Source organism: Tardiphaga sp. (assembly GCF_028290495.1).
Classification (GTDB): domain Bacteria; phylum Pseudomonadota; class Alphaproteobacteria; order Rhizobiales; family Xanthobacteraceae; genus Tardiphaga.
The window spans coordinates 1-10,279 of record NZ_JAQGJT010000010.1; the positions used below are offsets into that span (position 1 = coordinate 1).

A 10,279-nucleotide genomic window follows, 5' to 3' on the forward strand; every position below is an offset into this window, starting at 1 on the left:
AGCCGCCCTGCGACAGGCCGCGATGCAGGATATTGGCCACAGCGGCGCGGGCGATGCCCAAGGGATCGACGCCGTAATGCGAATAGAACCGGCGATCCTCGATGGCGATGAAGGCCTTGGGCAGATAGGGCGGCAGGTCTTTCAGCGCCACATTGGTGCCGGCCTGTTCGCCGCGCGTGGTCAGCACGCTGCCGTCCATGGCGACGATCTGGATGGTCGGCGGTCGCTTCGGAATTTCCAGCGACTGGATCGGCGGCAGATGGGCGCCGACATAGACCACGAGGCCCACCACTGCGATGGCGCCCCACAACCCGGCGACCGCGCCCCAGTAGAAAAGTTTCCGGAACAACGCGCCGATCCGGCCCGGGCGGCGCGCGCGGCTGCTCTTGCGTACCTTCCGCGGGCCGCCTTCGGATTTGCGCGCGGGCTTTTCGTCGCCGCCGCTGACGCGATCGTCCGGCTTCATGCGCAGCTCCGACAGCGAAGCCGACACGCCGAACACCGGCTCCTTGCGCCCGCTTTTTTTCTTCGCCATCGCACACCACGCCCGCTCGCTGCCCGACCCTACCGGTGCCGGTTTAAAGCGCCGTTAAGCGGAGGTTAACGGGATCGAAAGGGTTGCGGGGAATGGCGATGCGAACGCAGTCGGAAGAGATGGAAGAGATTGCACGCTGTGCCGTTCCCCGGACGCGATGCGATACGCAGTATCGCTTCGCAGATCCGGGGCCCGGCACTCTGCATGTCGTCCCCGCCAGGTGCGCCTTCGGCGCACGCGGAGCGGGGACCCGGTACACGCAGACCCGCGATCCATCACCATTGCCGCCGTTGACTGGGGCGCCCGCTTTCGCGGGCGATGACAGTTGCGTGTGTTGGTTCTCCCGCGTCGTTCCTGCAACATCCTCCCGCTGAAAATCCCCCGCGCGCACGCGCCGTCGGTTTCGCGCCAGAGCGCAAAGCGGGCCTTCCGGTTTGCCCCTCGAAGGCCGAGGGGAATGACGCGCCGACAGGCGCAACCGGGTATCAAGTCGCGGGCCGAAGACGGCATGCGAAGGCCGCCTCGCGGACCGCGTCGCCTCTCGGCGCGCCATCGCGGCTTTTCTGTCCGGGGGACCGTTACTTCCGGGATCAGGTGCGGTCCCATCGGGTCCGCTGATCCGGCCAGCTTTCGCCAGCCTTCGCCCGATCCGCGTCCAGCCGCAAGCGGCAGAGCCTCGTAGTAGGCCCGGACGGTGACCCCCGGCCTCCCGGACGCGAGGGTGCGAACCCCGCGCGCAGGCGCCGCATCCAACTCCACTCCCAGAACGCCTCTAGAAGCGCCCCTCGATGAACTGGATGGAGGAGATTATAGTCTTATGTCAGACCGAGTCAACGGCAGATTGCGAGCCAAGTTAGGATGCGTTGATATGCAATCTTTCGTTGATTGAACTGGTTGGAGCTTTTACGGTCTCCCAACAGCTTTGGGGGAGAAATGGCTAAGAAAAAAGTAGCTACACAGAAGAAGACGCTCGCAAGTCGGGGGGTGGCAAAGAGAAACTACTATAAGCAATCCGATTTTCCACTGACCTCACTTCAGCAGGCTCAGAAGATTGCGTCTGCCATCGTTGATAATTTTGCGGGAGACGGAGGCTCGCCCCCGGATGTTGCTCTTGCGCTGGGAATAAGTCCAACCAGCAGCGGTTGGCCTGCATTAACCGGCGCAGCGCTAGCTTACGGACTGATCGACGGTGGTTGGAACGCTAGCGTAATGAGATTGACTGCACTTGGAAAGAGACTGGTAGCACCAGAGGCAGAAGGTGAAGACCTTACCGCAAGGCGGGAAGCAATAATGAAGCCGAAGCTCTTGCATGACTTCTTTGAGAAATATCGTCGAGCTAAGTTCCCAAATGACGTTATCGCAGGAAACGTAATCAAGGCCATGGGTTTGCCCGCCGATCGCACAAGCGCCGCCTTGGAGATTATCAAAGAAAATGGTCGTTACGCTGGCGTTATTCGAGAGACGCCAACCGGGCCGTTCATAAATCTAGATTCTCCAGGCGTACCTGCGCCAACAGCTACTCCGGAATTTCCGGAGCCAAACTCTCTTGAAGCACAAGAAATCGGGAGCGAAATTCAAGATACCAAGCGCGCTGTTGTTCCTGATCTATCTTCGCAAAATCTGCTCATGGCAGCAAAGGCAGCTCGCGTATTTATCTCCCTGGAAAGCAAAAATCGATCGTTGTGCAGATCAAAGAATTGCTGGCTTTCGGAAATTTTGAACCTGTTGTGTCAGTTGAGCGTGAGACCACTGCGATTCCCGTTCCCGAGAAAGTCTTTGAGGATATGCGGTCCTGCAGTGCAGGCGTAATACACGTGGGATCAGAAGGAAAGTATCTCGATAAAGACGGAAATGAACTAACAAAATTAAACGATAATGTACTAATCGAAATAGGAGCCGCGATGGCTCTTTACGGCAAAAAGGTAATCTTGCTAGTGGAGCGTGGGGTGATCCTACCTTCCAATCTGCAAGGTCTTTATAGGTGTGATTTTGAAGGCGATAAGCTTGAGTATGATTCCACGATGAAGTTGCTCAAGACATTTTCGCAATTTAGATGATCGTCTTTAGAGGTCATGGTTCATAGGCGCAGCGTCCGATAGCGGTTAGTCCTGCCCTTTTGAGAGGGAGGCAGCACTGCGCCGGTTCGGTGAATGCTACGCTATCTTCGAAATTATGACTCAAGGATGCGTTGATGAGTGGTTATGTCGAATGGCTATTCTGGCTAATTGTAGGTTTCGCAACCGCCCACTTGATGCCAACGCTGGTGTTTGTCTTGCAGTTTGGTTTTAAGGCAGTAGCTCCTCTCTTGACGGAGGCCATTCAAGATTCGGTGCTGCGTTTTCTCGCTAAGCTGAAAACAAAAGTGGGAACGGGATCCGGTCTTGGTGGGGAATGGCACAGTGTTTGGTACGCTGATAGCAAAAATTGGCCACACGAGAACGTTTGTCGAGTCACCTTGCGGAGCATGGGTAATCGCGCGCTCGGGATTTATGAGTATAAGGGCAAGCGTTGGAAGGTGACGGCTTCATTAGGCAAAGACAATATAGTCAGCGGAACGTGGAATGAGATCAATTCTAGTGGGTACCGCGGAACGTGGATTGGAAAACTGAGCCTTAAGGGTGAAAATATAACCGCTTTGTATCTTGGAAATTCCGATCAAGCTCCCAACTTTGGTGCGGGCGAATGGACCTGGTGGCGGGTCGGAACCTCGAAGCCAAACTTTCCAGTGCCGTTGGTGCAATTGGCGACGCGAGAAACTTTATGAGCATCTGGTCTGCGACTTCGAATTTGCTGATCGCAACGGCTTATAGTAGGGCGGATGACGCTTCGCTCATCCGCCCTACTACGTTGCCTTACGTCGTCCTCACCCCGCCGAATCATCCTCGATAATCGGCCCGAACAGCTCCCAGCGCTCGCCGTTGAACTTCTGCATCTGCAGCTGTTTGTTGACGCGGTAATCCGTCGGCGAGGTCGAGTAGCTCATGCCGGGCAGGCCAAGGTCGTTGGTGTAGCCGGACAGTGACGTTGCCTGCTTCATCACGTTGGCGCGGGTCAGGTCGTCGCCGCAGCGCTTCAGCACTTCCACCATCAGCTGCGCGTTGCCGTAGCCATAGGTGTTGAAGTTCGAGTTCTTGTCGCCCTCGGGATAGTATTTCTCCATGAAGGCGAAGTAGCGCTTCATGCCGGCGTCGTCCTTCCACTGCGGGTCGAGCGGGTCCTTGCCGTAATTGGTCGAGATCAGGCCCTTGGAATTCTCCAGCCCGGCGGGCACCAGCACCGCGCCGACCGAGGTGGCGTTGATGTCGACGATGTGCACGGGCTTCCAGCCGAGATCGGCGACCTTCTTGATCGCCTGCGCCGCGAACTTCGGCGTCGAGGCTGAGAACAGCAGGTCGGCGCCGGAGGTTTTCAGCTTGACGATCTGCGAGTCGATGGTCGGGTCGGACAATTCGTAGGAGGCGTCCGACGCGATCATGCTGGCGGCCTTGTCGCCTAGCCCCGACTTGATGCCGGTGAGGTAATCGCGGCCGAGGTCGTCGTTCTGCCAGAGCACAGCGATTTTTGCGTTGGGGTAGTTCTTCAGGATGTACTTGCCGTAGATGCGGCCCTCGCTCTGGTAGTTGGGGTTATAGCCCATCGTCCAGGGGAAGTTCTTCGGGTCCGAGAAGCGCGTCGCGCCGGTGGCGGCGAACAGTTGCGGCACCTGCTTCTGGTTGAGATATTTCTGCACGGCAGCGTTGGACGGCGTGCCGACGATCTGGAACGTCAGCAGCACCTCGTCGGATTCCACCAGCTTGCGGACCTGCTCCACCGCCTTCGGCGGCGAATAGGCGTCGTCATACTGGATCAGGTTGATCTTGCGGCCGTTGATGCCGCCCTGCTCGTTGATCATCTTGAAATAGGCGGCCTGGGTCTTGCCGATCGAGGAATAGGCCGAGGCGGGGCCGGAGAACGGCACGGTCTGGCCGATCTTGATCTCTGTTCCGGAGGCGCCGGGGTCGTATTTCGGCTCGGCGGAAGCGGCCGTGGCCGACAGCGCAAGCGTCAGCGCGGATGCGGCGAGCAGATGAAAAAACGGAGTGGAGTCCGAAGCTCTCATGTCGTTGCCTTCCCTGATATGTGTCCGTCGACGGTCGTCCCATTGCTGGCGCCATCGTTGAGGCGAGTGTGACGCAGGGGATTGGGGAAGGCAAGGAGAGGAAAGGCCTCAGTGGTCGTCCGCGCGAAGGCGCTCGTCTTCCCTCTCCCCTTGTGGGAGAGGGTGGCCGCGCGCAGCGCGGACGGGTGAGGGGTAGCTCCGAGCTCTGTCACTACCCCTCATCCGACGTCGACTTCGTCGGCGCCACCTTCTCCCACAAGGGGAGAAGGAAGGAAGTGACTACCCCAGCCACACCACGATCAATGCGATCGCGGCCGGGACGGCCTGCACGAACAGGATCTTGCGGCTGACGCTGTATGCGCCGTAGAGGCCGGCCGCGATCACGCAGAGCAGGAAGAACACCTTGAGCTGGAAGGCGAAGGCGGGGGCCGCGTGCAGCAGGCCCCAGATCAGGCCGGCGGCGAGGAAGCCGTTATAGAGCCCCTGGTTGGCGGCCAGCACCGCGGAATCCTGCGCCTTCTGCAAGGTGTTGCCGAACGTCTTCAGGCCGTAGGGCCTGGTCCAGAGAAACATCTCCAGCACCAGAAAGTAGACGTGCAGCGCCGCCACCAGCGCCACCAGGATATTGCCGACGATGTGCATAGTTGCCTCTCCCAAGCCCGCTGTAGCTTGTACGGTATATCACCGTGGGTGAAAGCGCGAGTTGATCGAACTGTAGCGCGCCATCTGCCGCTGTCATTCCGGGATGCGTCAGACGGCGGAGCCGGCTGATGCAGACCCGGAATCCCGGGATGCTTCATCTACCAGCCCGGGATTCCGGGTTCGCTCGCCGCTGGCGCTGCTCGCGCCCCGGAATGGCACCAAGGGGACTGAATGGTAGCTCCCGCCCCGGAATGACAGTTTGGTATTACGCCGCCGGCCTCTCCGCGGCGTCGCCATGCGCCAGCAGGTGGATCAGCGCGCGCTTGATCGCGGTCTGCCGCGTCGGCGCGGTGATCTGCGCGCCCAGGAGGTCGGTGACGTAGAACACGTCGCGGGCGCGCTCGCCGAAGGTCGCCACATGCGCCGAGGCGATGTTGAGGTTGAGCTTCGAGATCGCGGTGGTGAGCTGGTACAACAGGCCCGGCCGGTCGAGGCCGGAGACCTCGATCACGGTGTAGCGGTCCGACCAGTTGTTGTTCAGCGTGACTTCCGGCTCGACCACGAACGGCTTCAGCTTGCCGCGGCGGGCGGCGCGCTTGGCGACGGTTTCCGGCAGCCGCAGCTTGCCTTCCAGCACGTCCTCTATCATGTCGCCGATCCTTGTGGCGCGGCGCGCCTCGTCGTCGTCGCGGTCGTACTCCCGGGATATCGCGATGGTGTCGAGCGCGCGGCCGTCGGTCGTGGTGTAGATCTGCGCGTCGACGATGTTGGCGCCGGCCGAGGCGCAGGCCCCGGCGATGATCGACAGCAGCCAGGGGTGGTCGACCGCGAGGATCGTCAGTTCGGTGACGCCGCGGGCCTCGTCGAAGCCGACATTGATCGCCAGCTTGTGACCGGCTTCCTCGGACGCCCGCAGGAACCGCGCGTGGCGGATCTTTTGCGACAGCTCGACCTTGAGCCAGTAGGCCGGGTAGTGCCTGCTGATGTAGCTGTTGAGTTCGGCTTCCGGCCATTCGGTGAAGGCGTGGCGGAATTCGCGCTGCGCCACCTCGATGCGCTGGGCGCGGTTGACCTCGGAGAAGCCGCCGGTCAGCACCGGCTCTGTCTCGTAATACAAAGTGCGTATCAGCTGCGCCTTCCAGCCGTTCCAGACGCCGGGCCCGACGCCGCGGATGTCGGCGGTGGTGAGGATCGTCAGCAGCTTCATCTGCTCGACCGACTGCACCACGGCGGCAAACTTCTCGATCGTCTTGGCGTCCGACAGGTCGCGCGACTGCGCCACCGTGGACATCGTCAGGTGTTCCTCGATCAGCCAGGCGACAAGCTCGGTATCGGCGGCATTGAAGCCGAGCCGCGGGCACAGCCGCCGCGCCACCTTGGCGCCGGCGATCGAATGATCCTCCGGCTGGCCCTTGGCGACGTCGTGCAGCAGCACCGTGATGTAGATCACCGCGCGGTGCTCGGGCTGGATCTTGCGCATCAGGTCGGAGGCGACGACGAACTCATCGTTGCCGCCGCGCTCGATCTCCTGCAGGATTCCGACGCAGCGCAACAGGTGCTCGTCCACGGTGTAGTGGTGATACATGTTGAACTGCATCATCGAGACGATGCGGCCGAACGAACGGATGAAATGGCCGAGCACGCCGGTCTCGTTCATTCGCCGCAGCACGGTCTCGGCATTGTCCGAGGTCAGGATCTCCATGAATAGCGCGTTGGCTTCGGGATTCTCGCGCATCTCGGCATTGATCAGCCGCAGCGAGCGCGTCGCCGTGCGCATCGCGTCGGGATGGAAGGCGAGGTTGTTCTTCTGCGCCAGGCGAAACAGCCGGATCAGGTTGATCGGGTCTTCGCGGAATACTTCGGGCGTCGCCAGGTTGATGCGGTTGTTGTCGATGATGAAGGCGTCGGAGCCCGGCACGCGGCGGCGGCCGGCATCGGGCCGCAGCTTGGCCATCATCCGGGTCAGCGCCGGCACCGGCTTGGTCTGCTGGTCTTCCAGCTTGGCGCACAGGATCGCGGTGAGGTCGCCGACCTGCTTGGCGATCAGGAAGTAGTGCTTCATGAAGCGCTCGACGTCCTGCATGCCGGGATGCGAGGTGTAGCCGAGCCGGACGGCGATATCGCGCTGCAGGTCGAACGACAATCGCTCTTCCGGGCGATTGGTGACGAAGTGAATGTTACAGCGCACCGACCACAGGAAGTCCTCGCAGCGCTTGAAGGTGCGGTATTCCTGCGCATCGAACACGCCGCGCGCCACCAGCTCCTTGCTGTCGCGGACGCGGTAGACGTATTTCGCGATCCAGAACAGCGTGTGCATGTCGCGCAGGCCGCCCTTGCCGTCCTTGACGTTGGGCTCGACCAGATAGCGCGACTGGCCGCCGCGGCGATGGCGTTCCTCGCGCTCGGCGAGCTTGGCGGCGACGAATTCGGACGCGGTGCCCTGCACGACTTCGGTATCGAACCGCGTGACCAGCTCTTCGTAGAGCGCCTGGTCGCCGGTGAGGAAGCGCGCCTCGAGGATGCCGGTGCGGATCGTCATGTCGCCGCGGGCCTGCCGGATCGACTCGTCGACCGAGCGGGTGGCGTGGCCAACCTTCAGCCCCATGTCCCACAGGCAGTACAGGATGACCTCTGCGACCTGCTCGCCCCAGGCGGTCTGCTTGTAGGGCAGGATGAACAACAGATCGATGTCGGATTCCGGCGCCATCAGGCCGCGGCCGTAGCCGCCGGTGGCGACTACCGCCATCCGTTCCGAGCTGGACGGGACCGGTGAATGATACAGGTGCCGGGTCGCCGCCGAAAACAGCATGCGGATGATCTGGTCCTGCACATGGCAGAGCTGTTCGGCGCAGTGCCGGCCGTGACGGTCCTTCAGCAGCATGGCCTCGGCCGCCTGCCGCGCGACCAGCAGTTCGGCCTTCAGCATCCTGGCGACGTTGGAGCGGAAGATGTCGGCATGGCCGCGATGTTCAGCCGCCAGCGCATCGATCGCGGCGGTGATCCGCGCGGTGTCGAAACGGGCGTCGGCAGGGGGGCGTGTGGCGGTTGCAATGCTGTCCATGACCATCCCGGATATCGGACGCCGCGGGCGCTGTCACGGGCAATATCGGGCAACGACCGATCCATGCCGCGTTTGATGCCTTTCGGGCAACGTCGTTCTCGCGCGAAGACTTTCTGGATACTTATTTTCTCGTTGACGTCGGATGCGTAACCGATTGAAATCAAAGAACGTTTTGACTTCAAAAGCCGGCATGCACAACTCTCGGAGGATCGAGGCGGTGCGCATCGACCGGCGTCAGGCTGCAGCCTTGCAGCGATCATCAGGGAGAGTTGTTATGTCGAACATATCACGGCGCGCCGTCGCGGGTTTGCTGGCGGCTGCGGTGCTGTTGCCCCAGGCGGGCTTTGCCGCCGAGCCGCTGAAGGAGATCCGGCTCGACTGGGCGACCTACAATCCGGTCTCGATCATTCTCAAGCAGAACGGCCTGCTGGAAAAGGAATTCGCCAAGGACGGCGTCAAGGTCGTCTGGGTGCAGTCGGCCGGCTCCAACAAGGCGCTGGAGTTTCTGAACGCCGGCTCGATCGATTTCGGCTCGACCGCGGGCTCGGCGGCGCTGGTGGCCAGGATCAATGGCAACCCGATCAAGTCGGTCTATGTCTATTCGCGGCCGGAATGGACCGCGCTGGTGACGGCCAAGGATTCCAAAATCGCTTCGGTAGCCGACCTCAAGGGCAAGCGCGTTGCGGTGACCCGCGGCACCGATCCGCACATCTTTCTGGTGCGCGCATTGCTCGATGCCGGGCTGACCGAAAAGGATATCACGCCGGTGCTGCTGCAGCACGCCGACGGCAAGACCGCCTTGATCCGCGGCGACGTCGATGCCTGGGCGGGGCTCGATCCGATGATGGCGCAGGCCGAGGTCGAGGACGGCGCCAGGCTGTTCTTCCGCAAGCCCGAAGCCAACACCTGGGGCGTGCTGAATGTGCGCGAGGCGTTCCTGAAGGACTATCCGGAGGCGGCGCGTCGCGTGCTCGCGGTCTATGAAGAGGCGCGAAAATATTCGCTGGAGAACTATCCCGAGTTGAAGAAGGCCTTTATCGGCGTCACCAAGCTGCCGGAGGCGGTGGTCGACAAGCAGCTCAAGGAGCGTACCGAACTGACCCACAGCCGGATCGGCGCGCCGCAGCGCGACTCCATCCTCGCCGCGGGCCTCGCGCTGCAACAGGCCGGCGTGGTCGACGCCAAGGTCGACGTCAAGGCGACGCTGGATGCGCTGATCGACGACCAAGTGCCGCTGCCGACGAATTGAATCCCGAATTGTAGGGTGGGCAAAGCCACCGGGCCGCGCGAATGCGCGGCTCGATGGCGTGCCCACCAACTTCTCGTCGCAGCGATTGCGCTTGATATGGTGGGCACGGCGCAAGGGCGCCTTTGCCTACCCTACGATGCTGTAAACACTGACGAAAAAATTTTTTCGCATTCCTTATCCCCGTCCCCCAAACCTCCCTTATCCTGCTCGTGTCCTGTCCGATGAGGGGGCGCTTTCTAGAAGCGATCCTTTAGCTGACAGAGCGAAAGCTGGCCGGACCGGGGCGCCCCGGAACGGTCGATGAACTGGTGGCCGGTGGAGCGCTGGGAGGCGCTGCGCCTTGCCTTGGGCGCGCGCGGTTGCCTTGCCGCGCGAGGTGGGTTCACCACCCGCCTCCAAGGGTGCCTCGCAAGCATCCTGGCGCCTCCCGCCGCTCCATCCCCCCGCGCGGTTCGCGAGGGATCTTGCAAACCTCGGACGCATTGCGCCGCGAGAATACGGAAGCTTGGCTGTTTGAAATTTGAATCGGAACGAAGCGCGTTCTAACCTCGCCCCGCTCTTTCGCGGGGAGAGGTCGACGCGTATCGTCAGATGCGCGGCGGGTGAGGGGCCAGGCACTGCGCCCGCCAAATTCAGACCTATCGGGTCGAAAGGTCTGCGACTCAACAAGCACGACCCGAAAGTCCGTCGATT

Annotated in this window: 8 protein-coding genes; 4 read left to right on the forward strand and 4 right to left on the reverse strand. The window is 61.6% G+C overall.

From position 1 onward, the window contains the following. The coding region (locus tag JWQ24_RS00940; RefSeq protein WP_299803229.1) for a transglycosylase domain-containing protein at window positions 1-535 on the reverse strand (535 nt) is incomplete at its 3' end. A gap of 933 nt (window positions 536-1,468) precedes the next feature. Here JWQ24_RS00940 and JWQ24_RS00945 point away from each other — a divergent pair. The 3 genes from JWQ24_RS00945 (at window position 1,469) to JWQ24_RS00955 (ending at window position 3,299) form a co-directional block, all read left to right on the forward strand. Further along, a complete protein-coding gene (locus JWQ24_RS00945) occupies window positions 1,469-2,344 on the forward strand; it encodes a hypothetical protein (RefSeq protein ID WP_299803244.1) in 876 nt (291 codons plus the stop codon). Then, complete coding sequence (locus JWQ24_RS00950) at window positions 2,233-2,592, forward strand: TIR domain-containing protein (RefSeq protein ID WP_299803241.1); 360 nt, start codon at window positions 2,233-2,235, stop codon at window positions 2,590-2,592. Before JWQ24_RS00945 ends, JWQ24_RS00950 begins: the two co-directional genes overlap by 112 nt. A gap of 134 nt (window positions 2,593-2,726) precedes the next feature. Then, complete coding sequence (locus JWQ24_RS00955; protein WP_299803231.1) at window positions 2,727-3,299, forward strand: hypothetical protein; 573 nt, start codon at window positions 2,727-2,729, stop codon at window positions 3,297-3,299. 99 nt (window positions 3,300-3,398) lie between these two features. Here JWQ24_RS00955 and JWQ24_RS00960 read toward each other — a convergent pair whose 3' ends face one another. The 3 genes from JWQ24_RS00960 to JWQ24_RS00970 all read right to left on the reverse strand — a co-directional run bounded on the left by JWQ24_RS00960 (window position 3,399) and on the right by JWQ24_RS00970 (window position 8,337). Then, entirely contained in the window at window positions 3,399-4,634 is a 1,236-nt protein-coding gene (locus JWQ24_RS00960; RefSeq protein ID WP_299803233.1) for an ABC transporter substrate-binding protein, read from the reverse strand. A 279-nt stretch (window positions 4,635-4,913) separates the two neighbouring features. After that, window positions 4,914-5,276, reverse strand: coding sequence for a DUF1304 domain-containing protein (locus tag JWQ24_RS00965; protein ID WP_299803235.1), 363 nt, complete (start codon window positions 5,274-5,276; stop codon window positions 4,914-4,916). 265 nt (window positions 5,277-5,541) lie between these two features. Next, the gene (locus tag JWQ24_RS00970; protein WP_299803237.1) at window positions 5,542-8,337 is read right to left on the reverse strand and encodes a [protein-PII] uridylyltransferase; all 2,796 of its coding nucleotides are present in this window, start codon (window positions 8,335-8,337) and stop codon (window positions 5,542-5,544) included. Between the two features lie 274 nt (window positions 8,338-8,611). Between JWQ24_RS00970 and JWQ24_RS00975 the strand changes: the two genes are divergently transcribed. After that, window positions 8,612-9,586: an aliphatic sulfonate ABC transporter substrate-binding protein gene (locus JWQ24_RS00975; RefSeq protein WP_299803239.1), complete on the forward strand. Its 975-nt coding sequence runs from the start codon at window positions 8,612-8,614 to the stop codon at window positions 9,584-9,586. Window positions 9,587-10,279 lie beyond the last annotated feature (693 nt).

Excerpts from the sequence above, each read along its gene's own strand:
- JWQ24_RS00960 (WP_299803233.1), bottom strand. The coding sequence starts at position 4,634 with ATGAGAGCTTCGGACTCCACTCCGTTTTTTCATCTGCTCGCCGCATCC.
- JWQ24_RS00955 (WP_299803231.1), top strand. The coding sequence starts at position 2,727 with ATGAGTGGTTATGTCGAATGGCTATTCTGGCTAATTGTAGGTTTCGCA.
- JWQ24_RS00965 (WP_299803235.1), bottom strand. The coding sequence starts at position 5,276 with ATGCACATCGTCGGCAATATCCTGGTGGCGCTGGTGGCGGCGCTGCAC.
- JWQ24_RS00970 (WP_299803237.1), bottom strand. The coding sequence starts at position 8,337 with ATGGACAGCATTGCAACCGCCACACGCCCCCCTGCCGACGCCCGTTTC.
- JWQ24_RS00975 (WP_299803239.1), top strand. The coding sequence starts at position 8,612 with ATGTCGAACATATCACGGCGCGCCGTCGCGGGTTTGCTGGCGGCTGCG.
- JWQ24_RS00945 (WP_299803244.1), top strand. The coding sequence starts at position 1,469 with ATGGCTAAGAAAAAAGTAGCTACACAGAAGAAGACGCTCGCAAGTCGG.